Source organism: Enterobacter sp. EC_50, from assembly GCF_019584525.1.
Taxonomy (GTDB): domain Bacteria; phylum Pseudomonadota; class Gammaproteobacteria; order Enterobacterales; family Enterobacteriaceae; genus Enterobacter; species Enterobacter roggenkampii.
Genome location: NZ_VDAF01000002.1, coordinates 190,338 through 215,601 on the forward strand (window position 1 = coordinate 190,338; position 25,264 = coordinate 215,601).

Consider the following 25,264-nt stretch of genomic DNA (forward strand, 5'->3'; position numbering starts at 1 on the left):
ACTAAGGCAGGAACCATGATGGAATACCAGACTGCGATACGCGGTGCATTTTTTGATATTGCCCGGGTCTGCGACAGCGCAGACGCCATTGCCCGGCACGCGCGCTACCTTGAGGACGGCCTGCTGTTTATCCAGAACGGAAAAATTCTGGCGCAGATGCCGTGGCAGGAGGGCGAGCAGTATCTTGACCCCCACAAGGGCTACACCGACCTGCGCGGCAGGCTGCTGCTGCCCGGTTTTGTCGACACCCACGTCCATTACCCGCAAACGGAGATGATCGGCGCCTTTGGCGAACAGCTGCTGGAGTGGCTGACCACCTACACCTTCCCGGTGGAGAGCCAGTTTGCCGATGAGGCCTACGCGAAAGAGATCGCCGAATTTTTCATTCAGCAGCTGGTGAGCAACGGCACCACCACCGCGCTGGTGTTTTGCACGCTGCATCCGGAATCGGTTGAGGCGCTGTTTACCGAGGCCCTGCGCCTCAACATGCGCCTTATCGCCGGAAAAGTAATGATGGACAGGCACGCGCCGGACTACCTGAGCGAAGACGCGAAGCAGAGCTACCGGCAGACGCGGGCGCTGATCCATCGCTGGCATCACCGTGGGCGGCTGGGCTACGCCATTACGCCGCGCTTTGCCCCGACCTCATCACCCGAGCTGCTTGCGGCGGTCAGCCTGCTCAGAGAGGAGTTCCCGGACACCTGGCTGCAGACCCACCTGAGCGAAAACCCCAACGAAGTGGCCTGGGTGAGCGATCTCTGGCCGGAGCATGAGCGCTATCTGGACGTGTATCACCACTACGGCCTGACCGGCGAGCGCAGCGTGTTTGCCCACGCGATCCATCTGCACCACAGCGAGTGGCAGTGCCTGCATGACACCGGCTCGGCGGTGGCGTTTTGCCCCACCTCAAACCTGTTTCTCGGCAGCGGGCTGTTTCGCCTGCCCGCCTGCTGGCAGCACAGGGTGCGGATGGGCATCGGCACCGACGTCGGCGCGGGCACCACCTTCAGCATGCTGCGCACCCTGGGAGAGGCCTACAAGGTCGGCCAGCTTCAAAGCTACCGCCTGCGTGCCAGCGAGGCCTTTTACCACGCCACGCTGGGCGGCGCGCATGCCCTCCGGCTGGATGACAAGATTGGCAACTTCGCGGCAGGCAAAGAGGCGGATTTTGTGGTTATCGACCCCAACGTCACGCCGCTGCAGCGCCTGCGCAATCGGCGCTGTCAGGATATCTACGAGCAGCTTTTCGTGCTGATGACCCTCGGCGACGAGCGCAACATCAGCGAGACCTGGGTCAACGGCGAGCGGGTATGGTCAGCTGCCCCGGTAGGTTGACCATCCGCCCGGGGCAATCACAAACGGCAGATGGAAGTGTTCGTCTGCCCTTTCTCCCGTGACAAACTCAATGTGCGCGCAGGGATAGATCGTCTTCCGGCCGGTATCGCTAAACCACGCCCCGATCTCCGCCACCAGCCGATAGCGGCCCGCGGGCAGAGAGGGGACGAACGCGGCGATGCGCCCCTGGGCGTTGGTCACGCCCGTGGCCAGCGTCTTCCCGTCCTGTTGCAGATGAACCGTCACGCCCTCCGCGGGCTTGCCCGTCGAAATATCGAGAATATGGGTGCTGAGTGTGCTCATTCGTGGATGACTCCTTCCAGGCGCAGCAGCGTAATTTCCCGCAGCTGTTCCAGCGCGGCACGGATTTCCTGCGCGTCGCTGTTCCCCAGCCGCGCGTGCAGGGCCTGTAATATCTCCTCGCCGCTGCGGCCCTTCGCGCGGTTCAGAAAGACGCGTCCAAAGCGGGCTTCGTAGCGGGCGTTGCCTTCACGCAGCGCCCGGGCAAGAGCAGCATCGCGGTCATTCACCGCCCCCTGCTCCTGGCGCGACAGCGCCGCCTCCGCCGCTGAACCCGCTGGCTTTTCCCCGATGCGCGGATGGGCGCTCAGGGCTTGCGCCAGCGCCGCTTCGTCCCAGTTTTGCATCAGCGATTTCGCCGTACTGAACAATTCGTCCCGGCTGGCGTAAGGCCGCCCGTGAACCAGCGCATCGGCCCAGCGGGGAAGCGCCACGCAGGGGTGAATCAGCGCTAACGCCTGTTCGTGGGGAAGATGATTAAAGTCGTGCAGTGCGATCATAGTGTCTCCTTTATTGTCCTTCTCCAGGCTATTGCACAAACCACGCCACCCTGAGCACAGGCGTGAAACAGTCGATTCCACAAGGTCGACTAGGAAATTTTTGATTCATAAAAAGGCACGCTCACCGCGTTTACGCACCTTAGCAGTGCAAACGTCTCCCTTACAACGCTGTTTTCGCCATGCTGCAGCCTGGTACGCAAATTGCTGACTGTCTTTACACCCTGCAAAAGGAGAGAAGCATGAAAGCAATCGTTATTGGCGCGGGTATTGGCGGCCTGAGCGCCGCCGTCGCGCTGAAGAAAGCGGGCATCGACTGTACCGTGTTTGAAGCCGTAAAGGAGATCAGGCCCGTCGGGGCGGCCATCTCCATCTGGCCTAACGGCGTGAAATGCATGCAGCACCTCGGCATGGGCGACATCATCGAGACCTGGGGCGGGCCGATGCGTTTTATGGCCTACAAGGATTACCGGCGCGGCGATACCCTGACCCGCTTTAGCCTTGCCCCGCTGGTTGAGCGTACCGGCGGGCGCCCCTGCCCCGTCTCGCGCGCTGAGCTTCAGCGCGAAATGCTGGACTTCTGGGGTCGCGACAAGGTGCAGTTCGGCAAGCGCGTCGAAGGCGTCCATGAAGACGACGCGGGCGTGAGCGTGACCTTCACCGATGGCACCACCGCCGCCGGGGATTTCCTGATTGCCGCCGACGGCAGCCACTCGGCGGTTCGCCCGTACGTGCTGGGATACACCCCGGAGCGCCGCTACGCGGGCTATGTGAACTGGAACGGGCTGGTGAAGATTGACGAAGAGATCGCCCCGGCGCACCAGTGGACCACCTTCGTTGGCGAAGGCAAACGCGTGTCGCTGATGCCCGTCTCCGGCGGACGCTTCTATTTCTTTTTTGACGTGCCGCTGCCCGCAGGCCTGGCGGAGGATCGCACCACCCTGCGCGCCGATCTCACGGGCTACTTCCGCGGCTGGGCGCCGCCGGTGCAGAAGCTTATCGCGGCGCTGGATCCTGAAACGACCAACCGGATTGAAATCCACGACATTGAGCCGTTCGACAGCCTGGTGCGCGGCAACGTCGCGCTGCTGGGCGATGCCGGGCACAGCACCACGCCGGATATCGGCCAGGGCGGCTGCGCGGCGATGGAAGACGCCGTGGTGCTGGGTGAATGCCTGCGTGAAAACCACAACATCACGCTGGCGCTGCGGCAGTACGAGGCGCTGCGCTGCGACCGCGTACGCGACCTGGTGCTGAAGGCGCGCAAGCGCTGCGACGTCACCCACGGCAAAGATATGGCGTTGACGCAGGCCTGGTATCAGGAGCTCAAAGAGGAGACCGGAGAGCGCATCATCAACGGTCTGTGCGAGACCATTCAGGGCGGCCCGTTAGGCTGAACATAAGAGGGACAACGATGAAAAGAGAACCGACCCCACCCGCCCACTGTACGTTTGAGCCAGAGGACTGGCTGCGTCTGGCGAAATGCTGGCATCCGGTCGCGCGCGCCTGCGACGTCGGTCCGGCGCCGGTCAAAGCGACGCTGCTGGATGAGCAGCTGGTGATTTACCGCATTAACGACCAGGTCGTGGTCGCCCGTGACGTGTGCCCGCACCGCGGCGTGCCGCTGACGCTCGGCTTTCACGACGAGCACGGGATTATCTGCCCCTATCATGGCTTACGCTTTGGGGAGGACGGGCGCTGCAACCGTATTCCCTCCAGCCCCGATCAGCCCGTTCCGGCGAAGCTGAACCTGATTAACTACGCGGTCGAAGAGCGGTTCGGGCTGATCTGGGCCTGCCTGGCCTATGATCCGGAAAAACCCGCGCCGCTGCCCACCATGCCGCACTGGGATGACGACGGATTTCAGCAGATTAACTGCCCGGCGTTTGAGGTGAACGGCTTTGCCGGACGTCAGGTTGAAGGTTTTCTGGACGTGGCGCACTTTGCGTGGATCCACACCGAAACCTTTGCCGACCCCAATAATCAGCTTGTGCCTGCCTATCAGCCACAGGAGACGCCGTTCGGCTTCGTGGCGGATTACTGGAGCGCCGTGAGCAACTATCCCGCCAGTTCCCCCGTGCAGGCTCCGGAAGGGTTCCAGTGGCTGCGCCATTTTGAAATGCACCTGCCGTTCACCGCCACCCTGACGATTCATTTTCCAGGTGAATCGCGGCTGGTGATCATGAACGCCGCGTCGCCGGTGTCATCGCGCGTGACCCGCATGTTCGCCCCTATTGCCCGCAATTTTGACCTGCATATTCCGGTGGAAGATGTGCATGCCTTCAACCTGCGGATTTTTGAAGAGGATCGCCTGATGGTGGAAACCCAGCGCCCGGAAAACCTGCCGCTGGACCTGACGCTGGAAGCGCATATCCCCGCCGATAAAAGCTCGATTGCCTACCGTCGGGGGCTGAAGAAAATGGGCTTTGGCGAGTTTTTCCTGGTATGACGGAGGCCAATATGCTGAGCGTAATTGTTGACGGGCTGTGGCGCGAGGGCGACAAAAGCCTCGCCGTCAGGCTGGTGGCTGATAACGGCGAAGCGCTGCCGGCGTGGCAGCCCGGGGCGCACGTTGATGTCCACCTGCCCTGCGGCGTGGTGCGCCCGTATTCCCTGACCGGAGCATGTGGGGACGAGAGCTATCTTATTTGCGTGGGGCGTGAAACCGCCTCGCGCGGCGGGTCGCGCTACGTTCACGAGACGCTGCGTCCCGGGCAGAAGCTGATGATATCGGCTCCGCGCAACCTGTTTCCGCTGCAGCAGGCAGAGCGGGTTTTGCTCCTGGCGGCGGGGATTGGCATTACGCCGCTGTATGCGATGGCCCTGCAGCTGAAGGCGACCGGAACGCCGTTCACGCTGCATTATTACGTCAGAAACCGGGAAAGCGCGGCGTTTACGCGCGAACTCTCCCGGCTCGGTGAGTGCCTCATTCATACCGCCAGCCCGCGCACAGCGCTGGCGGCACATCTCCCCGCGGCCGAATCGGGCCTTCACGCCTGGGTCTGTGGTCCGGCAGGTTTTATGGAAAAAGTGCGTGAGGTCGCCACGGCAAAGGGATGGGATGACGCCCATCTTCACAGCGAGGCGTTTCAGCCCGTTGCGCCCGCCGCAGGCGGTGAAACCGGGGAGATCTTCACGGTCAAACTGGCCTCCACCGGGGAGCGCTGGCCGGTGCCTGCGGATAAAACCATCGCCCAGGTGCTGCAGGAAAATGGCGTGGCGGTCCCGCTTTCCTGTGAGATGGGGATCTGCGGCGCCTGCCTGACGCCGGTGATTGACGGCGTGGTGGATCACCGGGATAGCGTGCAGTCAGAGGCGGAAAAAGGCGCGATGGACCAGCAGGTGGCGCTGTGCTGTTCGCGAAGCTATTCCGGGGAGCTGGTGATTGGGCTGTAAAACGAAAAAACCCTGCGATATTGCTATCGCAGGGTTTTCAAATTTGGCGGAAGCGTAGAGATTCGAACTCTAGAACCCTTTCGGGTCGCCGGTTTTCAAGACCGGTGCCTTCAACCGCTCGGCCACGCTTCCAAAGTGAGGCGCACTATAAACATCTATTAGCGCCTTGTAAAGCAGGAATTTTTCGATTTTTCCCCACGGGCGTTTGACTGCGCAAAAAGTCACCCAAACGCTGACTTCACATCACTCTCCGCGACCTTGTACATACCGTAACACAGCAACGCTCATCCTTTTAAATCGCTCTGGTATAGAATGCCACAAAAATAGACGGCCATTTGTTGTGTAATTGTTATAAATCTGAATTTCCGCAGATTTAAGACATTACTGCCATGCAGTGTTACTGGTTGATGATGAAAATCAAAAATACGCTTTGCTTACATTTTCTGATGGCGTTTCTGGCCATTTTGTTTCTTTGTCTTCACCCGCTGGTGGCGAGCTTCGATCCGCCGCTTACCTTCCAGCCGCTGATTAAATCAATGGCGGGCACGCCTAAAGAACAGGCGGAAAAAATTGCCACTATTTCTCATGCCTTAGAAGGGAATGCGATATTCTTCATTGGTGCGTCTGAGGTGGCGACGTCAGAAGATGAACATTACGCTGTCTATAATTACTTTAATAAGCAATTGCACAAACCCGTCGTGGCGTATGGCGATGCGTTTGTCGATGACGAAACGCAGTTTTTACTGTTCTCACGTTTTAAAAATAGCCTTAACGCAAACAGTAAAGTTGTTTTGCTGCTGGCACCTGACAGCTTTTACTCAAAAGGCCTGCCTCCCGCTATCTATGCCGATAATTTCCCAGGTTCTGTTTTTACTCCTTTGATGAAGGATCCGCAGGCACGCCCAATATTGGTTAATTATTTAAAACATATTGAGAGTAAAGAAATAAGCCATTTAACCTTTGGCCAAATGCGTGTCTTTGGCTGGCACCCCGATCTGATATGGGACGAGGTGAGTTTCCAGTTTGCCAACGTCTGCACCCTGATAAAAAACGACTGGCTGGCGCTGCTTCACGTCACGCCCCGGACGGAACAGCCGTGGCCGCCACAGCCAACCACCCACATTGCCCCTGACTGGGATAAAGAGCTGGCGAATGCCCGCGAGTTAAATAAAAAGCGCCAGCAGAGCGCGGCCACCCTGTGGATGGACAAAACGATTTACGAGGAGGACGGTACGCGGCAGCAGTGGGATGACACGCCGGTCGTGCCTGCGCAAATCGCTGCCTTCAGTAAAACCGTCCAGCTGCTTAAAGAACACCACGTGCAGGTGATTGCTATCGTCGACCCGGTTAACCCCTGGGCGCTTTACAACACCGATACCTTCCGCCCGGTGGATAAGCAAATTAAAACCATTCTGGAAAAGAACCAGATCCCGTATTTAGATATGTACGCCATGCCTTATCAGAATGGCTGGAACTGGGATCGTTTGCACCCCTCCGAACTGGCCTGGGTTCCTATGATTCGCTTTATTGCACAGAGCTTTAAATAATGAAAATCGCGATCCGTCTTTTTTTCCTTTATCTCCTGCTGGCGATCACCATCGTCGCGTGGACCTCTGTCGATGACAGTATGAGTATGCAACTGCATTTTGAATATCAAAAGTTCTGAGGCCGAATGATGTATAGCTCAGGAATGTTTTTTGTCTGTTTGTTTTCATCCGCCCTGGCGTTTGCGCTGGTCAATCGCCTATTACGCCATCGCCTGACGTATTTATCGGCATTATCCGTCATGGCCGCATTAGGCTGGGGCTATATTTTTCAGGGTGATTACCGTGTTCCCGCGGTCGTTTTTATCAGTTTTTATCTAGTCGCCGCGTTAAAAGAAAAAGGATGGTTAAAAACCTGGCAGGCGATTGTGTTAACGCTGCTTCCTTTATTTTTGGTGAAATTGCACCTTAATCATCATCTCGGCATGATCGGCCTCTCTTTTATGACATTCCGCGCGGTGGATGTGCTGCTCTATCGCAGTAAAAAAGAAGGGCAGAATTTCCTGCGCTATTTCTGCTATCTGTTTATGCCCTTTATTATTCTGGCAGGCCCAATGTACCGCTGGCGGACATGGATGAACGACGTCAGCAAGCCCGTCTTTGCCCTTAACCGCGAACAGTTTTTAGTGGCGCTGGAGCAAATCATTACCGGCATTATCCAGAAGTTCCTGTTTGCCATGCTGGTTGATTCGCTGGTCGTACAGCCCTGGAGCCATAAGCCGTTTACGCTGACCGTGGGCGTGGTGATGTCGATTGCCTATAGCGCCTACCTCTACTTTGATTTTGCGGGCTACAGCAATATGGCCATCGGTGCGGGCCGCCTGTTTGGGCTCAACATCCCGGCAAACTTCAATATGCCGCTTCTGGCAAAGAACCCGCAGGATTTCTGGCGCCGCTTCCACATCAGCCTGTCTGAATGGCTGCGCGATGTGGTCTTTATGCCCGTTTATATGAACCTGATGAAGTTCAATTTTTTCCGTCAGAACAAAACGCTGGCGCAAAATATCGGTATTTTCTGCACCCTGTTTTGCATGGGGGCATGGAATGGCCTGGAACGCCATTACGTCATCAGCGGCGCGCTGTTTGGCACCATTTCTGTCGCGCACAACATGCTGCTGTGGTCAGCCAAACGCAGCCCGGCGTTACACCGCGGGTTGCAGTATCCGGCTGTTGCGTTTTTAGGGCGCATTCTGACGCTGGGAAGCGCCGCGGGCGCCCTTTACATCTTTAGTGGAATGTCACCTCTATGAAAAATCTCTCCGATCTTCAGGAAATGCAGGATTTCTTGCGTGCGGCATTATGCGATCCCGCCTCCCCGCAGCAGCTGGCCATCAGCGGCAGCGACGAAGCCTTAAGCTGGCTGCAGCTTTCCGCTGCCGTGACGGACTGGGCGCAGCGCTATCAGCGTAGCCAGCCTGTTGCCGGTACGCCGGTCGTCTTGTACGGACACCAGCAGGCCGAGTTCGCCGTGGCGATTTATAGCTGCCTGCTGCACAACATTCCGTACATTCCGGTGGACTGCATATACCCGCAGGAGCGCCTGCGGGAGATCTGCCACCTGGCCAGCGCCCCTTACTATTACGATGTCGCGACCCGGCAGTTCATCGCCACGGGTGAGACGGGCAAGGTGCTGGAGGAGCAGGATCTGGCCTACATCATGTTTACCTCCGGCAGCACCGGCAAGCCTAAAGGGGTGCAGATTGGGCGTGAAAGCGTGTGGCACTTCATGAAATGGGTCAGCCAGGACTTTTCGCTGCCGGAAAAACCGGTCCTGATGAACCACGCGGTGTTCAGTTTTGACCTCTCCCTGATCCCTTTGCTGGCGAATCTGGCGATGGGTGGACACATCGTGCTGAACGCCAAAGACGATATTCAGAAAGCGAACTGGCTGGAACGACTGAAAAGCAACGCCGTCTCCGCCTGGGTTTCCACCCCCTCTTTTGCTTACCAGCAGCTGCTTTCCCCGCAGTTCAACAGCGAGTATTTACCTGAACTCAACGTCTTTATCTTCATTGGTGAAGTGTTGAATAAAGCGCTGGTTAAACAGCTTCGCCGCCGCTTCCCGCAGGCCAAAATTATTAACTCCTATGGCCCAACGGAAGCGACCATCGCGACCACCGTGGTCGAGATCACGGATGCGATCCTGAACAGCGACAGCGCCGTGCTGCCGGTGGGGGTCATGATGCCTGAGAGCAGAATGGAAATTTCCGCCGAGGGCGAGCTGATTATCTGGGGTAAAAACGTCATGCGCGGCTACCTCGGCCTGCCGCAGGAGAACGCAGAAAAATTACTCCGTCGGGAAAATGAAGCATTTCGCGGCTACCGGACCGGCGATCTGGGCTATGAAGCGGGGCTTATCTACTGCCAGGGACGCAACGACAGCCAGGTCAAACTGAATGGCTACCGTATTGAAATCAACGAAATTGAAAACCGCCTGCTGGCGATGTCCGGGATTAACGAAGCGGTGGTGATGCCACTGATGAAACCCTGCGGCAGCGTGCTGCGCATTGCCGCGTTCTGCGTGACAGAACTGGCGCCGGATACCATCAAAACCTCGCTGTCGAAGGTGGTTCCCCACTATATGGTGCCGTCACAAATTATCGTAAAAGACGCTTTGCCGCTGAATCCTAACGGCAAAATTGACCGCAAGCTGCTGGACGCTTACGCCCGCACAAATTAATGACTCCAGGAAAAATTATGGAACAAGAAATTCTCGCCCTGTTCGAAAAAGTGTTATCCCGTAAGGTGGGCTTTCACGATGAGCTGATTGAATCCGACATTCTCGACTCCATCCTGGCGGTCGATATGGTGCTGGAAGTGCAGGACGTTTACGGCTGCATGATCCCGCCGACAGACGTGGCGACGGTGCTGAAAACCCCGGCGGACCTGGCCCGCTATATTGAAGAAAACCGCTAAACGCCCCTGCTGTTAATCCTGCCCTGAAGGCTCTGGCGCATCGCGCCAGAGCCCAGACGCAAAATGAATATCCTTCACCGGAATTAAACCAACCGCTTTTGGGATTTCTCCTACACTTTAGGGGTCGTGTTGTTCTTAACAGAGGAGTCTGCGGTATGGCATTCGTAACCACGAAAGACGGCGTCAACATTTATTACAAAGACTGGGGTCCGAAAGAGGCTCAGCCTATTGTCTTCCACCACGGCTGGCCGTTGAGTGCCGATGACTGGGATAACCAGATGCTCTTCTTCCTGGCAGAAGGCTATCGCGTTATCGCTATCGATCGCCGCGGACATGGACGATCGGACCAGGTGAGTGAAGGCCACGATATGGATCATTATGCGGCCGATGCGTCAGCCGTGGTTGAAAGCCTGGATCTGCACAATGCCGTGCACGTCGGTCACTCCACCGGCGGCGGCCAGGTCGCCCGCTATGTTGCGAAGTACGGCCAGCCGCAGGGGCGCGTCGCCAAAGCGGTGCTCGTCAGCGCCGTCCCGCCTCTGATGGTCAAAACGGAGACGAATCCCGGCGGAACGCCGATCGAGGTCTTCGACGGCTTCCGCAAAGCGCTGGCGGCTAACCGCGCCCAGTTTTATCTCGACGTTGCCAGCGGTCCTTTCTACGGTTTTAATCGCGATGGTGCCGACGTTTCGCAGGGTACGATCCAGAACTGGTGGCGTCAGGGGATGATCGGCAGCGCCAGGGCGCACTACGAGGGGATTAAGGCGTTTTCAGAGACCGACCAGACGGAAGATTTGAAAACCATCACCGTTCCCGTTCTGGTGCTGCAGGGCGATGACGATCAGGTTGTGCCGTATAAAAATGCCGCCCTTCTCCAGGACAAGCTGCTGGCGAACAGCGTGCTGAAAATTTATCCGGGCTTCCCGCACGGGATGCATACTACCCATGCGGATACTATCAACGCGGACATACTGGCCTTTATTCGCTCATAACGCCGCGTTTCTTGCCGGGTGGCGCTGCGCTTACCCGGCCTACGCCACGATATCCCGCTCAATGCGTGAACGCCACCCGAGGGTGGCGTTGTTTATTCCGCTTAGCGATTATCCAGCTGGGCGCGAACGTTGTTCAGCCCGGTGGTGTTGATGCGGTAAGGCTGCCCGTTCACGGATCGGATCAGCTTTTTGGCGCGGAGTTTTTTGAAGACGTTCAGCGTGCAGTCGCTCAGCACCAGCCCTTCACGGGTATAGCACTCAACGGACGTGACGCGGCCAGAACTGTCGCGGACGTGCACAATACGTCCACCTTTGGCGAGAACGTGTAAGGTACGTTGTTCCTGACGGGATAAATTCATACTGGAAAACCTGTGTAATCATCATGCGTAAAAACGAGCCCACACCCGCAGGTGCGTGCGTAAGGTTTAAGCGCAGCGATAACCAGTCCGTCCTGAGATGGGCGGGAAGCTGATTATCTGATGAAAACATTCTCCAGCATCAAAGCCTCGGTAAGCGATGAAAAGGTATTTACGGGGTGAATGATAACGCCGGGGTTTTACAGGGAAATAACCGGGTCTTAAAAATGTGAGGCGGATCGGCTAATCCAAAAGAAAAACCCCAGGTCAACGAGTAACCTGGGGTTTATATCTGGCGGAAGCGCAGAGATTCGAACTCTGGAACCCTTTCGGGTCGCCGGTTTTCAAGACCGGTGCCTTCAACCGCTCGGCCACACTTCCTGAGTGAGGCGAACTATAAACACCTCACCGCGTGCTGTAAAGAGTGCCAGCAATCGTTCGCTGTAAAAATAGTCAAAACGTGTTTAATCGGTTGAACTGACAACACATCGACGATTTTATCAGCACAGGCTTAGTGTTTCTTGATGTACATGTCTTTCGTGTAATAGTACCCCAGCTTATCCGGCGTAAAGCCGCCCACCCACGGTTTAACCAGGTGCGTACGGACGTAGTGATACACCGGAATGGCGGGCACATCGCGTCCCAGCAGATCTTCCGCCTGCTGGTAGAACTTACCCCGCTCTTCCGTTGTTTTGGCTTTTGCGGCATTCACCAGCGCCTGGTCGTATTCCGGATTGCTGTACTGGCTGGTGTTTTCGCTGTCGCCGGTGCGGAAGTTGTTCAGGAACGTCGCCGCGTCGTCGTAGTCGGCAATCCAGGCGTAACGCACCGCGTCAAAGTTGTGGGTGTGCATGGTATCCAGCATGGTTTTCCACTCCTGATTTTGCAGCTTCGCGTCCACGCCGAGGTTTTTCTTCCACATGGAGCTGGCGGCAATCGCGATGCGCTGGTGCGATTCAGAAGTGTTATAGAGCAGGTTGAAGCTCAGGGGATGGCTTTCGTTATATCCGGCCTCGTTCAGCAGTTTTTTCGCCTCGGCGATGCGCTTGTCCAGCGGCCAGCTGGCGTAATCCGGGTTCTGGAGCTTGACGCCGCCGATGTCCGGCTGGCTGATGAGCCACGCCGGGCGCTGCCCCTGCCCTAATACTTTTCCGGCAATGATGTCTTTATCGAGCGCCATGTTCAGCGCCTTGCGCACGCGGGCGTCGTTGAACGGCGGTCGGGTGGTATTGAATTCGTAGTAATAGGTCGCCAGCTGCGGGGAAACATCCAGCTGGCTGCCCAGCGTGTTTTTCAACTGAGCAAACTGGTTAATCGGTACCGTGTAGACAATATCGATTTCGCCCGCTTTATAGCGGTTCACATCCGAGGCCTCGGACGTGATGGGCAGGTAGGTCACCTTGTTAATCACGGTGTGCGCGTTATCCCAGTAGCGCGGGTTGCGCTCCGCCACGATGCGTTCGTTGACCACCCACTGCGACAGCTTATACGCCCCGCTGCTGACGAAGTGCTCAGGCTTGGTCCACTTTTCGCCGAAACGGCCAATCAGCACTTTATCCACTGGCACCAGCGACGGGTGCGCCAGCATCGCGAGGAACGCCGCATTTGGCTGGGTGAGCGTCACTTCCAGGGTGGTGTCGTTAATGGCCTTCACGCCCAGCGTGTCGGGGGATTTTTTCCCCTGAGCGATATCGGCCGCGTTGGCGATATGCATGTTGCCCGGATAGCTCGCGTACGGTGACGCCGTTTTCGGGTCAATCAGGCGCTGCCAGCTCCAGACCACATCCTCTGCGGTAATCGCCGTGCCGTCGCTCCAGGTGATGCCCGGACGCAGATGGAACGTCCAGACGGTGTTGTCCTTGTTCTCCCATTTTTCCGCCAGCCGGGGCTGGACCTCACCCGACGGGGAAACGCTCACCAGACCTTCGAATAAATCACTGATAATATTGAATTCGATGTCGCTTTCGACTTTATGCGGGTCGAGCGAAGCCGGTTCACTGCCATTATTCCTGACCAGTTCCTGTTTATCGGCCAGCGCGGTTCCTGCCGGCACGTTAGCCGCCCAGGTCGCCGTGCTGGCGCACAGGATCCCGGCGGTAAGTAAAGAGAGCGTAAAGCGCGTGCGTGTTTGTGGTTTCATGTCCTTCGCCTTATTGTCTGTTTTTGTGACGATCCGGAAATAACTCTTAGCGGCCTTATGGTAATAACGCAATAATTTTCAGTAACCTATAAGAGGTTGATCTGATTAATCGCGTCAAACCGCTGTTCATACTGGTGAAACGTATTTATGCAGAAGAAACAACCAGGTCCCGCGCTAACCTGCTGAGTAAAGATGGGTAAAACCACTTTGAGAGTGACGCGCCGTTTCCTATTCTTTCCGTTAATTACATCTGTCATAAGAGAGTGACTCATGGATCGTATAATTACTTCCTCACGCGACCGCACATCGCTACTCAGCACCCACAAGGTGCTGCGCAATACCTATTTCATGCTCAGCCTGACGCTGGCGTTTTCGGCGATCACCGCCACCGCCAGCACCGTGCTGATGCTGCCGTCTCCGGGGCTGATCCTGACCCTGGTGGGCATGTATGGCCTGATGTTCCTGACCTACAAAACCGCTGACAAACCGGTCGGTATTCTGTCCGCGTTTGCCTTCACCGGCTTCCTGGGCTACATCCTGGGGCCAATCCTGAACGCGTATCTGTCCGCCGGCATGGGTGACGTGATTGGTATGGCGCTGGGCGGTACCGCGCTGGTGTTCTTCTGCTGCTCGGCCTACGTGCTGACCACGCGTAAGGACATGTCCTTCCTCGGCGGCATGCTGATGGCGGGTGTTGTGGTGGTGCTGGTGGGTATGGTGGCCAACATCTTCCTGCAGCTGCCTGCCCTGCACCTGGCGATCAGCGCCGTATTCATTCTGATCTCTTCCGGCGCGATCCTGTTTGAAACCAGCAACATCATTCGCGGCGGTGAGACGAACTATATCCGCGCCACCGTGAGCCTGTACGTGTCGCTGTACAACATCTTCGTCAGCCTGCTGAGCATCCTGGGCTTCGCCAGCCGCGACTAAGCTGACCTGCTGAAACAAAAAGGAGAATGCCCCCGGCATTCTCCTTTTTTTATGCCTTAATCACCCCGGCAAATATAGGTGGGGTAACGCCGGTCCTGAATCAGCCATACGGAAGGCGAGAGTTCAGAGATCGTGAGATAGTAGCGTGCGGTCGGGCTGGCAAAGCTTCCCCACTGGGCATCAGGGGTGTTGTCATTGTGTCGACGCCAGGTCTTGGTGTAGCTCAGGACAATTACCTTATCATCGTCCCGTCGCTCCCACGTAAAATCCACATCCCTGTCAACGATCAGGCTCTTACCTTCAGCCTTTGCAGCGCCTTTGTAGGTGGTCAGGCCGGTGCCGTTACGATGAAAATAGAACTGGGCAACGGCATTGACCTTCACTTCATTTGCCTTTCCTTGATTGCGCGTAAAATTAAACTCGGTGCTGCAGGCCAGCGCATCGCGCTTATAGGCTCCGCCGGTGTAGATAAAGAGCGCAAACGCCCCGCCAACGACTGCGCCACCCAGTCCGAACAGAAGTCTGTTTTTCATTCTTCCGCCCCGCTTTTATAGCGAATAGTTTTACACAGGCTGGCTTCACTCACCGGGCAGGCGCCGATGAAAACCTCATCGGCGGCGGCAAGCGAAAAGCGGGCGCTGAAATAATAAATGTTGTACTCCTCGCGCTCGCACGCGACGTTATTTTTCTTCAGCAGCTCGGCCAATTTTGATAACACCAGCGGTCGGCCATGATCGTTGATCACCCAGAGCCGACAGCCAGCTATTTTTTCCTTAACGGGTTTGAGTGTTGCGGGTACGGTTATCTCAAGCTGTCGGCTAAAAAACAGGCTAAACCCCACGACTGACGTCGTTAATACCGCTAAAACCAGCCACCACTTTTTGGATAAACGCTTATATCCTGACGGCTGCTCAACGGACGGCTGAGATACTTCGGGCGTAACGCTCTCTGCGGGCTTAAAAATAACGTCGGCGTCAAAGCGGAATCCAAACCGGGGCACGGTCACGATATAGTCGTGGCTGTCGCCCAGGGCGTGGAAGCTTTTGCGTAATTCACTTACCGCCTTATTGAGGTTATTTCCCGACGGCGTAAAGCCGAACTCCTCCCACACGCGAGTGATCAACTCTTCCCGGCTCAGGTCGCGCCCTTTATGACGAATAAACTCCTGTAAAAGACGAACGGCCGGAGCCGAAAGCGTTAATACAGACTCGGGTTGCCCAACAATACTTATTGCATGTGCTTCAGGATCGAATAACAACGAATTATTGCATATAAAAAACATCTTTTATTCTCGGCTGTTACCGCATGCTTTTTAATCCCTGATACAACGACAAGAAAATCGCCTCCTGAACTGATTGTTTTTTCATCAGAAGGAGTTTTCTCCCCATCCCGGGTCGCGGTATTTTCGCTTAACTATACAACCTTAAAGCCAGGAAAGCAGGATAAAAAACTGTATATAACGAGTTAATTAATACAAATTTTCACAAACCGCTGTTCTGGTTAAAGTTTCCCTGCCCTGAAGCAATACGTTAGCAGAGGGTGTCCCGTTGTGAATGCGCCGGGAATGAACTCAACGCAGGCGGACAGAAAGTGAAACAGAAAAATAGTGTGAATAAGACAACTGCCTTTTATATCGCCGCGCTGTCATTGCCATTTTTCTCAGAAATGGCACTGGCCAATATGAGCGTGTATCCCATGGAACTTAACGTGGATAAGTCCGGTGCGGCGCAAATTAAGGTGGCGTCAAAAACGGATGATATTCAGTTCATTCGAGTGAGGCAAAAGAAAATTCTTAATCCCGGCACGCCCCAGGAAAAAGAGATTGATGTGGCCTCGTGGAAAGAAGGTGGCGTTGTTGTCACACCGGAAAAATTCGCCCTTGCGGCAGGCGCAATGCGCGTGGTTCGCCTGGTATCGCTTGCACCACCGGAAAAAGAGACGACCTGGCGCGTCTATTTTGAAGGCGTAAAGCAGCCTGACAGCATTATTCCGGGCAAGGCAGAAAGCCCTGCGGCGACGGCAAGACTGGGCGTCAATGTGATCTGGGGCGCCCTGATCCATCTCGCACCGGAAAAAAGCGTGGTTTCACTGACGATTGACCCTCTCAGGGGAACGTTAAAAAACAACGGCACGTTGCGCGTGCCGCTCAGGGAGATCGGTGTTTGTGATGCGGATTCATCGTGTAGATGGATTAAAGAAGACGCGACGATTTATCCGGACACCGAACGGAAATTAAAAACGCTCACGAAGGTACAAGGCCAGAAATATAAATTCCGCTACTTCAACTGGCTGAATAAAAGCGCTGAAGAAGCTGATTTACCCGTCGTGCAATAACACGACGTCACCGTAAAAACCCCACAGGGTTTGATTAAAGAGCCAGGGTGCTCATTTGTAAATATGGAGATATCAATGCGTAAGTACTTTAAACCTCTGATGATTGTTGCCGCGATGACCACGTCCGTTAGCGCGCTGGCGATTCAAAAAGATATTACCGTCAACGCCAGCGTTGATTCACAGCTGGATATGACTCAGGCCGATAACACGCCGCTGCCGGCAAGCATCGATATGCAGTACCTGCCTGGCCGCGGTCTGGAAAGCTACCGTCTGAATACCAAGGTGTGGTCTAACTCCGCCACCAGCAACGTGAAAGTCCGTCTGGTGAGCGCCGCGAAGCTGGCGAATGCCGACGGTGCTGAAACCATCCCTATGACGGTGAAGCTGGGCGATAAAACCCTCTCTACCGCAGATGTTGAATACACCGGTACCGAACTGTTCCCGGGGAGCATTGAAAACGGTTCTGCGGTACTGCCGCTGACCATTTCCCAGACCACCAAAGGCATTCTGAAAACCGGTCAGTACAGCGGCGTTGTCAGCCTGATGCTGACGCAGGCGACGACCACGGAAGGCGGTGCGTAACACCACAGCACCTAAGGAATAACGTCAGAGGGTGCCCACCCTCTGACGTCAGGATGATGTCGAGGCTCGTTCATGGCGTTTCACAGAAATACTCTCCTCTTTGTTGCTTTGTTACCCGCTTCCATCCAACTCGCCTGCGCCGGGCTGGCCGTCCCACCAGGTTTTGAAGATCTGGCAAAGACGCAGCGCCTGTGGACAGAGGTGAACCTCTACGGCGAATCGCTGGGCCTTTTTGAAACGGATATCACGCTTGAAACGGTGAGCTTTGTCGCACCTGAGAACGTGGTAGCGGCCATCAAACGCCGGTTTAATGACGCCCCATCCCTCGTTGCCACCGTCTCTGCCGCGCTGGCCGTTCCGCTTGCCCGTAACGGCAACCTGGCCTGCAGCAGCAACGGCTCCGCAGCGGGCTGCGATTACATCGATACCGATCGCGCGGCCATTATTTATGACGAGAATAACGCCCGCATTAACCTGTTCCTGGACAAGAAATTTCTGCCTAAGCAGACGGCGGAGAATGCATGGTATCAGCCCACGCACGGCACCGAAAATGCGCTGATCCATCAACAAAACATTAACTTCGTTGCCGACAGGGATTATCAGTCGGCCACCGTGCAGGGCAACGGCGCGCTGGCGCTCACCCAGGACGGCTATGTGAATCTCGACTGGACCTGGCTGGGGCAGCGTTCACGGCACCAGCAGCAGCAGGAGGTCACCGTCAACAACGCCTGGTTCCGCCAGGATATCCTGCGTCAGTACTACGTCCAGGCAGGCGAGATGGATACCCGCGATCTGTTCAGCAATGCCGGCGGAAATATCACCCTCAGCCAGCTGCCGCTGGGCAAAATTCGCGGCCTGCGCACGGGTTCAACACGGGCGTGGATGAACCCGGTTCAGCAGTCGAAGGGAACCCCTGTTACCGTGCTGCTTTCCCATGACGCGCGTATCGACGCCCGCCGGGGCAATCAGCTGCTGGCGAGCTTTTATCTGAATGCCGGAGCGCAAACTCTGGACACGCGCTCGTTCCCGGACGGGAGCTACACCGTGACGCTCTCCATCTATGAAAATAACCGGCTGACGCGCACCGAGCAGGTGCCGTTTACCCGAACCGGCATTACGCCATTCGACCGCGTCGAGTGGTTCCTGCAGGCGGGCGAAACCGATAATAGCGATCAGAACGAAGAACGCCGCGCGGTTGCGCAGGCGGGCGTACGCCTGCCCGTCACCCCGACGCTGGCGCTGACCAGCGGCGCAACGTTCAAGAAAAATCAGCGTTTCCTGGAGAACGCACTCGACTGGAGCCGGGGCTTCAACGCGGGCCCGATCGATGGCGTGCTGAGTACCCGGTTTAGCTACCTCTACGGCAGCGAAGGCCAGCGCGGCAATATTCAGCAAATCAGCTACAACGACGGTTTTTCTTTGAGCGTCTATCGCAACGCGTTATCCGCTGAAAACTGCAACACCCAAAGCGCGGGATTTGACGCCGTGAACGGCTGTTATCGCACCCTCTCGGTGATGTTCTCCGTCCCGGTCGGCGCCTGGTATGCGAGCCTGGGGTATTCGGATAACCGCAACGAAGGCCGGTACGTTTCACGCCGGGAGCTGCCGGACAGTGACGATCGCCACGATGCGGGTTTGCCGTGGGAATCGGTCTATATGACCCGCTCGCGCACGCGGGCCTGGCAGGCTGGCCTGAGCAATGCCTTCAGCACCCATGGCCTGAATATTAACAGCAGCATTAACCTGTTCATGCGTAACGATGACGCTCGGGAAGGCAGGGATAAAGGCGGCTACCTGAGCGTGAGCCTGTCCATGGCGCATAACCGCCAGGGCGATGCGTCAAGCTACACCTCTCTGGGCGCGACATGGCAGCACCAGCAACGTGAAAAAAACCAGATGAGCTACAACGTGGCGCATAACTGGTATGCCGATGCCCGCGGCGAAAATGAGTACGGCCTCAGCGCGTCGGGCATTAACAGCGACTCGCTGAATACCTCAGCCTATACGCGCCAGGGCGGACGATATGGCAACGGGAGTCTGACCGTCAGCGACGCCTGGGATCGTCAGGATCGTCGCCATACGCTGAGCAGCAGCGGCAACTACAGCTCGACGTTTGCGCTGTCCCGCTCTGGCCTTTGGCTGGGCCGCTGGAGCGACGGTCGCCCTGCTTCCGCCGTCGCGGTGAACGTGACCACGCCGGAAGATGCTCAGGATCCGCGCGTCGCCGTGTCGCTGGATAACGGCGGCAGTGCCGATATTCCAGGCAATAGCCGCGCCCTCTTCGCGGTGCCGGGCTATCAGCAGACAACGTTGACGGTTAACGAATCGCTGGATGTCTCACGAGGAGCCAGCAGTGAAATCACGCAAGGATCGGGCAGCAGAACGCTGTTTATGGTGCCTGGCAAACTGCTGCGCCGGGACGTGCAAACCACCGCAAGCTACACCTGGCTCGGCCAGTTAACCGACGAGCGTCACTCGCCGTTTATCGGCGGCGTGCCGCTGAACGTGAACGGCTGGAGCGACCTTGGCAACGGCGGGTTTAGCGCCCAAAGCGACGCCCTGCTGCATAACCTCTACCTGGTGCGTCAGCAGCAGTTTTATCAGTGCGCGCTGAACGTGAAGAGTATGCGCGACGTGGTGCGTTATGTCGGGTCGATCCCCTGTAAGGAGTTAACCTTCTCCGCCCTGCCGGATGCCGTCCAGCAGCAGGCACAGCTGATGCTGGCCGGACGGTCGGTCCCTGCTGGACCGACTGCCATGAACACCGATAGCCTCACTAAAGGGAAATGATGTGATTAAGTGCCTCTTTATTTTTCTGTTCTTAAGCCTGTGGGCCAGCCAGACGCTGGCAGGCTCTCCCGCGGGACGAAATACCAGCGTAGGGATCAGCTTCGATCGCACCGCGCCGCCCGCGCGTTTTGACATCTGGTTTCATGAATCGGGCGGCTTTGACGCCGCCGATCCGCAAAAGTGGGGGCGCAATACCCTGACCTGTCAGTCCCGTACCGATACCACGAACGGCGCCTGCATGAACTCACCGGTCTGGTTCTCGGCGAACCCGGCCGCGCCTTATGCCATCAATTTAGCGTTTACCCATTCCCTTACCGGCAAGACGGTGAATATCAAGGTGTATGGCGATCACTACATGTTTATCAACAATAAAGTGTTCACCTTTGCCAGCTTTGTCACGGGAGGGACGACGGAAATTGCTAACTGGAACAGAGAGCCCTACTTCGATTTCTATATCGTGAAAAGCGAACTGGATAAGCTCGCCCTGCCGGGGATCTGGACCGCCACGCTGAAGCAGAACCTGCGCCAGTGGGGAAGCGCCGACTGCGGCGGCAACTTCAATGACGTGAATGTCGGCTGTCCTGGCTATCTCACCATCGCCAAATGGCAGGCAAATATTCGCATTGAGGTGGTCGACCCGGGAAACCAGCAGATTTATCTGCCGGCCTTTCCGCACTCCACGCCCATCGTTAACCTCAACCTGACCAACTTCCCGGGGCGACCCGGGGGCAGCGAGATCAAGGGGGAAAACACGCTGGATATGTGCCTGTACGACGGCAAAAACAGCACCAGCACCCGCGCCTATCTTCGTTTTGAAGATGACGGGCTTCCCTCAGCGGGACGTGCCGAAGGGGCGTTTTCTATCCGGCGGCGCGGTGGAAGCCAGACGGATGCGCGGGACCGTCTCGACTATCAGGTCTCCGTTACCCATCCCATCACAGGCGCAACCGAAACCGTCGCGAACGGTAAAACCGTAGTCTGGCAAGGCACTAACGATCCGCAGTATCTGCGTCAGGTCGTGCTGCCCGGCGGACGCGAGAGCGTACTGTGCATTCCTGCACCGATTATCCTGAAAACCCCCGCGTTCGCCGCCAGCAGTAAAAACGCGGGCGACTATACCGGCACGCTGCGCGTCATCTATACGCCCAGCACGTTATAACGAGGTCACCGTGAGTTACGCCATTCTCGACAATAATCGATTTTACGCCGAAGGACTGCGCTATGCGCTGCTGCGTCGGGGCGTTCAGTTAGAAGTCCAGAGCGATACTGTACAATGGCAGCCAACGCTGCTTACCCGCCGCGTGATTGTCGTCCGCTGCCGTTTTTCCGTGGCGGCGACGCATCAGGCGCTGATCAACATTTTGCTCAGGCTGGAAGCCGCCCGCTGGAAAGGCAGCCTTTATCTGGTCTGCAACGAAAAGGGGTGGGCGCTGGCGACGCATTTACGCAAGCGTTTCAGTACGCTAACGCTTTATATCATCGACGACAGGATCGCCGTTGCCGATGCGGCGTATTTGCTGGCAAAAGAGCCACGCCGCGTTCGAAGCCTGGACTGCTGCCTGACCGTTCCTGAATTCAACGTGCTCGATCTGATGCTGACCGGGTTGCCGGTCCGCCACATTGCCATCGTGACGCACATGTCGGAGAAACAGGTTTCAACCCATAAATGCAACGCGCTGAAGAAGCTCAATGCCAACAACCTGCTTCAGCTGCTCCTGTAGGTCACGGTTTATCCTGAGCCCGCTTTTTTGCTACACTGTCGCCGATTTTTCACCTACGACAGAAGATTATGTTCATTTTTGCAGGCCAGGAAATTGAGACCGATAGCGAAGGCTATCTGAAAGATACAACGCTCTGGAGCGAACCGCTGGCGGAGAAAATTGCGGAAAACGAAGGGATTACTCTTTCCCCCGAACACTGGGAAGTGGTGCGTTTTGTGCGCGAGTTTTATCTCGAGTTCAACACCTCTCCGGCCATCCGCATGCTGGTCAAGGCGATGGCCAATAAGTTCGGTGAAGAGAAAGGCAACAGCCGCTATCTCTATCGTCTGTTCCCGAAAGGTCCGGCAAAACAGGCCACCAAAATTGCCGGCCTGCCTAAGCCGGTGAAGTGTATTTAATACCGAATACCGAAGTTGACGTATTCGCGCCCCGGTTGATGGGGTTCCGTTAAGACCTTATCAACCCGTGCGCTGCGCGGCCCACCCGCTTTCAGCCACGCCACCAGCTTGTCGACCTGCTCCGCTTCGCCACAGGCGACCACCTCAACGCTGCCGTCATCCATGTTGCGCGCGTATCCCGTTAGCCCAAGCTCAATCGCTTCGCGCTGGGTACTGTAGCGGAACCCCACGCCCTGAACGATGCCGTGAACCCAGGCAATGGTGCAGACTTTTGACATTTTTCTTCTCCTTAACGTAGCGTTTTCGGCAAACAGCCGTAGTGTTGCCGGAAACGGGCGGTGAAACGAGAGCTGGAAAGATACCCACATTGTAATGCGATTTCGCCGATCGGTAATCGGGTTGACTGTAGCTGTGACAAAGCCACGGCCATCCTCACCTCCTCGACAATCTGGCGAAAACTCTGTGATTCCTCGCGTAACCGTCTTCGCAGCGTCGGCACGCTCAGGGCCAGACGGCTGGCGACGTCCTGCGCGGTCCAGGCTCTGGCGGGCGACAGCATAATGAATTGTCGCACCTGCTCGGTCAGGTTATTGCTTCGCTCGATAAGCAGCGGACCTGCCACGCCGTCATGCAGCAATGCCAGCAACAGACCGAAGGCCTGATGTTTTTGCAGCGCCTCCGGTAACTCCTGACGCACGGCGTGCAGCAGGTTATCCCACATAAACGCCAGCCCCTCGCTCAGCGGAGCGCAGAGCGAATGCAGCGTCGTGCGTGGCCAGGATTTCAGGTAATGCGCTTTAAACTCGGCAACGATTTCCGGCGATAACATCAGCAAGTCCGAGTGAAACAGACCGTTTGCAGGCTGATTGATGATCTCCATTGCCGTATTGGCAGGGATAATGATGAGTTCATCCCGGGTGGCCACCAGGCGGTTATCGTCCTGCACAATCACCTTGCTGCCGTGAGTGATATGGCAAATCGCCGGGAAAAAGAGCTTAACCTGGTGCAGGCGATGCATTTTGCTGGCACTCACTTCACCCGCCGTGAGATGTTTATGTCGAAAATGGAACTCCTGCACCTCGCCATCCTTATCTGCTGTAGGTTGCGGTTAACTGAGCCTTTGCCAGAACGTGACTATTGAGCATAAAGCCGACCAGCGCGCCGCTCGCATTGTTGTCGACGGGCAGGGTATCCACGTCCAGCGCCCAGACGGTCATCTGATAGCGGTGAGGCTTGTCCCCGGCTGGGGGACATGCGCCGCCGAATCCAGAATAACCGAAATCATTACGCCCCTGCACAGCGCCAGCAGGTAATTTTTCGCCATTTGGGTTACCGGCATCAGCGGGCAGCGTCATTGTCTTCACGGGAATGTTGGCTACTGTCCAGTGCCACCAGCCGCTGCCGGTAGGCGCATCCGGGTCATAGACCGTAATGGCAAAACTTTTCGCACCCGCGGGCGGATTTGTCCACGCCAGCTGCGGGGACTGGTTACCACCGTGGCAGCCGAATCCCTCGAATACCTGCGGCTGCGCTAAATGGCGCTCGCCGGAAATATCCTGACTGGTGATGCTGAAAGGCGTTGCGGCTAAAACCTGAAAACTCATTGCCGCCAGAGCGGCTATTGCGATCACACTGCGCTTTTTCATGGGGGGGTTCCTTTGCTGAACTGGAATCCCACTGTATATCCCGCCGCAGTGCCGTAATGTGCTTAAGCGATTTGATTTTGTGCCGAAACGCTCAACGGCATCCGCAGATGATTGCGCCTTGCTGAGTGTGCTACTCTACGCGCCATTTCCCTGAAATCGACAGAACAGCAAATTATGAGTGTACGTTTAGTGTTAGCCAAAGGGCGCGAGAAATCCTTACTGCGCCGTCATCCCTGGGTCTTTTCCGGCGCGGTTGCCCGTATGGAAGGCAAAGCCAGCCTCGGTGAAACCATTGATATCGTGGACCACCAGGGGAAATGGTTAGCGCGAGGCGCCTACTCGCCAGCCTCCCAGATCCGCGCGCGCGTCTGGACATTCGATAAAGACGAAACCATCGACATCGACTTCTTCGTCCGCCGTCTGCAGCAGGCGCAGCAGTGGCGCGACTGGCTGGCTAAACGCGACGGGCTGGACAGCTACCGCCTGATTGCCGGTGAGTCTGACGGCCTGCCGGGCGTGACCATCGATCGCTTCGGTAACTTCCTGGTGCTGCAGCTCCTGAGCGCCGGGGCGGAATACCAGCGCGCTGCGCTGATTAGCGCCCTGCAAACGCTGTTCCCGCAGTGCGCCATTTACGACCGCAGCGATGTGGCGGTGCGCAAAAAAGAAGGCATGGAGCTGACTCAGGGGCCGGTCACGGGTGAACTGCCGCCTGCCCTGCTGCCGATTGAAGAGCACGGCATGAAGCTGCTGGTGGATATTCAGGGCGGGCACAAAACGGGTTACTACCTTGACCAGCGCGACAGCCGTCTCGCGACGCGTCAGTACGTTGCCGACAAACGCGTGCTCAACTGCTTCTCCTACACCGGTGGGTTTGCCGTTTCGGCGCTGATGGGCGGCTGTGCCCAGGTGGTTAGCGTGGATACCTCGCAGGAAGCGCTGGACGTGGCAAAACAGAACGTCGAGCTGAACAAACTGGACTTGAGCAAAGCCGAATTTATACGCGACGACGTCTTCAAGCTGCTGCGTAAATACCGCGACCAGGGCGAGAAGTTCGACGTCATCGTGATGGATCCGCCAAAGTTTGTGGAGAACAAAAGCCAGCTGATGGGCGCCTGCCGCGGATATAAAGATATCAACATGCTGGCTATCCAGTTGCTGAACCCGGGCGGGGTTTTGCTCACCTTCTCCTGCTCCGGCCTGATGACCACAGATTTATTTCAGAAAATCATCGCTGATGCCGCAATAGATGCTGGCCGTGATGTACAATTTATAGAGCAGTTCCGTCAGGCAGCCGATCACCCCGTGATTGCTACCTACCCGGAAGGACTGTATCTGAAAGGGTTTGCCTGTCGCGTCATGTAACTTGAAAAGAGAAATATTGCCC

General features: G+C 56.6%; 26 protein-coding genes and 2 tRNA genes. 17 read left to right on the top strand and 11 right to left on the bottom strand.

From position 1 onward, the window contains the following. Positions 1 to 15 precede the first annotated feature (15 nt). Complete coding sequence (gene guaD / locus FHC48_RS02690; protein ID WP_059363193.1) at positions 16 to 1,335, top strand: guanine deaminase; 1,320 nt, start codon at positions 16 to 18, stop codon at positions 1,333 to 1,335. On the opposite strand, the gene uraH is transcribed toward guaD, so the two are convergent. Both uraH and uraD read right to left on the bottom strand, forming a co-directional pair. Further along, positions 1,315 to 1,638, bottom strand: coding sequence for a hydroxyisourate hydrolase (gene uraH / locus FHC48_RS02695; RefSeq protein WP_048963250.1), 324 nt, complete (start codon positions 1,636 to 1,638; stop codon positions 1,315 to 1,317). The two genes, guaD and uraH, sit on opposite strands and share 21 nt — an antisense overlap. Continuing rightward, complete coding sequence (gene uraD / locus FHC48_RS02700) at positions 1,635 to 2,135, bottom strand: 2-oxo-4-hydroxy-4-carboxy-5-ureidoimidazoline decarboxylase (protein ID WP_048963249.1); 501 nt, start codon at positions 2,133 to 2,135, stop codon at positions 1,635 to 1,637. Before uraD ends, uraH begins: the two co-directional genes overlap by 4 nt. A 239-nt stretch (positions 2,136 to 2,374) precedes the next feature. On the opposite strand from uraD, the gene hpxO reads away from it, so the two are divergent. The 3 genes from hpxO to FHC48_RS02715 are packed head-to-tail and all read left to right on the top strand — an operon-like array spanning position 2,375 to position 5,528. Next, the gene (gene hpxO, locus FHC48_RS02705; protein WP_021240834.1) at positions 2,375 to 3,529 is read left to right on the top strand and encodes an FAD-dependent urate hydroxylase HpxO; all 1,155 of its coding nucleotides are present in this window, start codon (positions 2,375 to 2,377) and stop codon (positions 3,527 to 3,529) included. Positions 3,530 to 3,546: 17 nt separating this feature from the next. Next, the gene (hpxD, locus tag FHC48_RS02710) at positions 3,547 to 4,581 is read left to right on the top strand and encodes a molybdenum cofactor-independent xanthine hydroxylase subunit HpxD (RefSeq protein WP_059363191.1); all 1,035 of its coding nucleotides are present in this window, start codon (positions 3,547 to 3,549) and stop codon (positions 4,579 to 4,581) included. An 11-nt stretch (positions 4,582 to 4,592) separates the two neighbouring features. After that, a complete protein-coding gene (locus tag FHC48_RS02715; RefSeq protein ID WP_084833562.1) occupies positions 4,593 to 5,528 on the top strand; it encodes a PDR/VanB family oxidoreductase in 936 nt (311 codons plus the stop codon). Positions 5,529 to 5,572: 44 nt separating this feature from the next. Here the strand turns inward: FHC48_RS02715 and FHC48_RS02720 are convergent. Further along, a tRNA-Ser gene (locus tag FHC48_RS02720) sits at positions 5,573 to 5,660 on the bottom strand. A 278-nt stretch (positions 5,661 to 5,938) separates the two neighbouring features. On the opposite strand from FHC48_RS02720, the gene FHC48_RS02725 reads away from it, so the two are divergent. From FHC48_RS02725 to FHC48_RS02745, 5 genes are all read left to right on the top strand, one after another. Continuing rightward, the gene (locus tag FHC48_RS02725; RefSeq protein ID WP_059363220.1) at positions 5,939 to 7,075 is read left to right on the top strand and encodes a D-alanyl-lipoteichoic acid biosynthesis protein DltD; all 1,137 of its coding nucleotides are present in this window, start codon (positions 5,939 to 5,941) and stop codon (positions 7,073 to 7,075) included. Between the two features lie 128 nt (positions 7,076 to 7,203). Then, complete coding sequence (locus FHC48_RS02730) at positions 7,204 to 8,322, top strand: MBOAT family O-acyltransferase (protein WP_059363187.1); 1,119 nt, start codon at positions 7,204 to 7,206, stop codon at positions 8,320 to 8,322. Beyond that, the gene (locus FHC48_RS02735) at positions 8,319 to 9,752 is read left to right on the top strand and encodes an AMP-binding protein (RefSeq protein WP_059363186.1); all 1,434 of its coding nucleotides are present in this window, start codon (positions 8,319 to 8,321) and stop codon (positions 9,750 to 9,752) included. The genes FHC48_RS02730 and FHC48_RS02735 overlap by 4 nt, the downstream gene beginning before the upstream one ends. A gap of 17 nt (positions 9,753 to 9,769) precedes the next feature. Beyond that, positions 9,770 to 9,988 carry an acyl carrier protein gene (locus FHC48_RS02740; RefSeq protein WP_008499867.1) on the top strand — a complete coding sequence of 73 codons (219 nt, stop codon included), beginning with the start codon at positions 9,770 to 9,772 and terminating at the stop codon, positions 9,986 to 9,988. A 155-nt stretch (positions 9,989 to 10,143) separates the two neighbouring features. After that, a complete protein-coding gene (locus tag FHC48_RS02745) occupies positions 10,144 to 10,980 on the top strand; it encodes an alpha/beta fold hydrolase (RefSeq protein ID WP_045406726.1) in 837 nt (278 codons plus the stop codon). A gap of 101 nt (positions 10,981 to 11,081) precedes the next feature. Here FHC48_RS02745 and FHC48_RS02750 read toward each other — a convergent pair whose 3' ends face one another. The 3 genes from FHC48_RS02750 to FHC48_RS02760 all read right to left on the bottom strand — a co-directional run bounded on the left by FHC48_RS02750 (position 11,082) and on the right by FHC48_RS02760 (position 13,476). Further along, positions 11,082 to 11,339, bottom strand: coding sequence for a YjhX family toxin (locus tag FHC48_RS02750; RefSeq protein ID WP_008499869.1), 258 nt, complete (start codon positions 11,337 to 11,339; stop codon positions 11,082 to 11,084). A gap of 290 nt (positions 11,340 to 11,629) precedes the next feature. Further along, a tRNA-Ser gene (locus tag FHC48_RS02755) sits at positions 11,630 to 11,717 on the bottom strand. A 130-nt stretch (positions 11,718 to 11,847) separates the two neighbouring features. After that, a complete protein-coding gene (locus FHC48_RS02760) occupies positions 11,848 to 13,476 on the bottom strand; it encodes an ABC transporter substrate-binding protein (protein ID WP_059363185.1) in 1,629 nt (542 codons plus the stop codon). Between the two features lie 270 nt (positions 13,477 to 13,746). Between FHC48_RS02760 and yccA the strand changes: the two genes are divergently transcribed. Further along, the gene (gene yccA, locus FHC48_RS02765) at positions 13,747 to 14,406 is read left to right on the top strand and encodes an FtsH protease modulator YccA (RefSeq protein ID WP_021240844.1); all 660 of its coding nucleotides are present in this window, start codon (positions 13,747 to 13,749) and stop codon (positions 14,404 to 14,406) included. Positions 14,407 to 14,462: 56 nt separating this feature from the next. Here yccA and FHC48_RS02770 read toward each other — a convergent pair whose 3' ends face one another. Next, positions 14,463 to 14,939 carry a hypothetical protein gene (locus tag FHC48_RS02770; RefSeq protein WP_008499906.1) on the bottom strand — a complete coding sequence of 159 codons (477 nt, stop codon included), beginning with the start codon at positions 14,937 to 14,939 and terminating at the stop codon, positions 14,463 to 14,465. After that, positions 14,936 to 15,688 carry a winged helix-turn-helix domain-containing protein gene (locus tag FHC48_RS02775; protein ID WP_008499907.1) on the bottom strand — a complete coding sequence of 251 codons (753 nt, stop codon included), beginning with the start codon at positions 15,686 to 15,688 and terminating at the stop codon, positions 14,936 to 14,938. The genes FHC48_RS02770 and FHC48_RS02775 overlap by 4 nt, the downstream gene beginning before the upstream one ends. 308 nt (positions 15,689 to 15,996) lie before the next feature. Here FHC48_RS02775 and FHC48_RS02780 point away from each other — a divergent pair, with 308 nt between their 5' ends. From FHC48_RS02780 to tusE, 6 genes are all read left to right on the top strand, one after another. Next, on the top strand, positions 15,997 to 16,740 hold the full coding sequence (locus FHC48_RS02780; RefSeq protein ID WP_023292856.1) for a hypothetical protein: 744 nt from the start codon (positions 15,997 to 15,999) through the stop codon (positions 16,738 to 16,740). A gap of 75 nt (positions 16,741 to 16,815) precedes the next feature. Continuing rightward, a complete protein-coding gene (locus FHC48_RS02785; protein ID WP_021240847.1) occupies positions 16,816 to 17,322 on the top strand; it encodes a CS1 type fimbrial major subunit in 507 nt (168 codons plus the stop codon). Positions 17,323 to 17,394: 72 nt separating this feature from the next. Beyond that, positions 17,395 to 20,112 carry a TcfC E-set like domain-containing protein gene (locus tag FHC48_RS02790; RefSeq protein WP_059364092.1) on the top strand — a complete coding sequence of 906 codons (2,718 nt, stop codon included), beginning with the start codon at positions 17,395 to 17,397 and terminating at the stop codon, positions 20,110 to 20,112. Position 20,113: 1 nt separating this feature from the next. Further along, positions 20,114 to 21,271 carry a CfaE/CblD family pilus tip adhesin gene (locus tag FHC48_RS02795; protein ID WP_059364094.1) on the top strand — a complete coding sequence of 386 codons (1,158 nt, stop codon included), beginning with the start codon at positions 20,114 to 20,116 and terminating at the stop codon, positions 21,269 to 21,271. A 10-nt stretch (positions 21,272 to 21,281) separates the two neighbouring features. Continuing rightward, positions 21,282 to 21,833, top strand: coding sequence for a LuxR C-terminal-related transcriptional regulator (locus FHC48_RS02800; protein WP_008499912.1), 552 nt, complete (start codon positions 21,282 to 21,284; stop codon positions 21,831 to 21,833). A gap of 68 nt (positions 21,834 to 21,901) precedes the next feature. Then, positions 21,902 to 22,231, top strand: coding sequence for a sulfurtransferase TusE (tusE, locus tag FHC48_RS02805; RefSeq protein WP_008499913.1), 330 nt, complete (start codon positions 21,902 to 21,904; stop codon positions 22,229 to 22,231). On the opposite strand, the gene yccX is transcribed toward tusE, so the two are convergent. From yccX to FHC48_RS02820, 3 genes are read right to left on the bottom strand one after another with little or no spacing between them, the layout of a single operon-like run. Next, positions 22,228 to 22,509 carry an acylphosphatase gene (gene yccX, locus FHC48_RS02810; RefSeq protein ID WP_032651213.1) on the bottom strand — a complete coding sequence of 94 codons (282 nt, stop codon included), beginning with the start codon at positions 22,507 to 22,509 and terminating at the stop codon, positions 22,228 to 22,230. The two genes, tusE and yccX, sit on opposite strands and share 4 nt — an antisense overlap. Positions 22,510 to 22,520: 11 nt before the next feature. Beyond that, entirely contained in the window at positions 22,521 to 23,309 is a 789-nt protein-coding gene (locus tag FHC48_RS02815; RefSeq protein WP_021240851.1) for an AraC family transcriptional regulator, read from the bottom strand. Between the two features lie 10 nt (positions 23,310 to 23,319). Next, a complete protein-coding gene (locus FHC48_RS02820; RefSeq protein WP_045406735.1) occupies positions 23,320 to 23,877 on the bottom strand; it encodes a kinase inhibitor in 558 nt (185 codons plus the stop codon). A gap of 174 nt (positions 23,878 to 24,051) precedes the next feature. Between FHC48_RS02820 and rlmI the strand changes: the two genes are divergently transcribed. Continuing rightward, positions 24,052 to 25,242, top strand: a complete 1,191-nt coding sequence (gene rlmI / locus FHC48_RS02825; RefSeq protein WP_021240853.1) for a 23S rRNA (cytosine(1962)-C(5))-methyltransferase RlmI — start codon at positions 24,052 to 24,054, stop codon at positions 25,240 to 25,242. Positions 25,243 to 25,264 lie beyond the last annotated feature (22 nt).

Excerpts from the sequence above, each read along its gene's own strand:
- FHC48_RS02740 (WP_008499867.1), top strand. The coding sequence starts at position 9,770 with ATGGAACAAGAAATTCTCGCCCTGTTCGAAAAAGTGTTATCCCGTAAG.
- hpxO (WP_021240834.1), top strand. The coding sequence starts at position 2,375 with ATGAAAGCAATCGTTATTGGCGCGGGTATTGGCGGCCTGAGCGCCGCC.
- FHC48_RS02790 (WP_059364092.1), top strand. The coding sequence starts at position 17,395 with ATGGCGTTTCACAGAAATACTCTCCTCTTTGTTGCTTTGTTACCCGCT.
- rlmI (WP_021240853.1), top strand. The coding sequence starts at position 24,052 with ATGAGTGTACGTTTAGTGTTAGCCAAAGGGCGCGAGAAATCCTTACTG.
- FHC48_RS02775 (WP_008499907.1), bottom strand. The coding sequence starts at position 15,688 with ATGTTTTTTATATGCAATAATTCGTTGTTATTCGATCCTGAAGCACAT.
- yccX (WP_032651213.1), bottom strand. The coding sequence starts at position 22,509 with ATGTCAAAAGTCTGCACCATTGCCTGGGTTCACGGCATCGTTCAGGGC.
- FHC48_RS02770 (WP_008499906.1), bottom strand. The coding sequence starts at position 14,939 with ATGAAAAACAGACTTCTGTTCGGACTGGGTGGCGCAGTCGTTGGCGGG.
- FHC48_RS02730 (WP_059363187.1), top strand. The coding sequence starts at position 7,204 with ATGTATAGCTCAGGAATGTTTTTTGTCTGTTTGTTTTCATCCGCCCTG.
- guaD (WP_059363193.1), top strand. The coding sequence starts at position 16 with ATGATGGAATACCAGACTGCGATACGCGGTGCATTTTTTGATATTGCC.
- FHC48_RS02745 (WP_045406726.1), top strand. The coding sequence starts at position 10,144 with ATGGCATTCGTAACCACGAAAGACGGCGTCAACATTTATTACAAAGAC.
- uraD (WP_048963249.1), bottom strand. The coding sequence starts at position 2,135 with ATGATCGCACTGCACGACTTTAATCATCTTCCCCACGAACAGGCGTTA.
- FHC48_RS02760 (WP_059363185.1), bottom strand. The coding sequence starts at position 13,476 with ATGAAACCACAAACACGCACGCGCTTTACGCTCTCTTTACTTACCGCC.
- yccA (WP_021240844.1), top strand. The coding sequence starts at position 13,747 with ATGGATCGTATAATTACTTCCTCACGCGACCGCACATCGCTACTCAGC.
- FHC48_RS02725 (WP_059363220.1), top strand. The coding sequence starts at position 5,939 with ATGAAAATCAAAAATACGCTTTGCTTACATTTTCTGATGGCGTTTCTG.
- tusE (WP_008499913.1), top strand. The coding sequence starts at position 21,902 with ATGTTCATTTTTGCAGGCCAGGAAATTGAGACCGATAGCGAAGGCTAT.
- FHC48_RS02785 (WP_021240847.1), top strand. The coding sequence starts at position 16,816 with ATGCGTAAGTACTTTAAACCTCTGATGATTGTTGCCGCGATGACCACG.
- FHC48_RS02735 (WP_059363186.1), top strand. The coding sequence starts at position 8,319 with ATGAAAAATCTCTCCGATCTTCAGGAAATGCAGGATTTCTTGCGTGCG.
- FHC48_RS02750 (WP_008499869.1), bottom strand. The coding sequence starts at position 11,339 with ATGAATTTATCCCGTCAGGAACAACGTACCTTACACGTTCTCGCCAAA.
- FHC48_RS02715 (WP_084833562.1), top strand. The coding sequence starts at position 4,593 with ATGCTGAGCGTAATTGTTGACGGGCTGTGGCGCGAGGGCGACAAAAGC.
- hpxD (WP_059363191.1), top strand. The coding sequence starts at position 3,547 with ATGAAAAGAGAACCGACCCCACCCGCCCACTGTACGTTTGAGCCAGAG.
- FHC48_RS02820 (WP_045406735.1), bottom strand. The coding sequence starts at position 23,877 with ATGAAAAAGCGCAGTGTGATCGCAATAGCCGCTCTGGCGGCAATGAGT.
- uraH (WP_048963250.1), bottom strand. The coding sequence starts at position 1,638 with ATGAGCACACTCAGCACCCATATTCTCGATATTTCGACGGGCAAGCCC.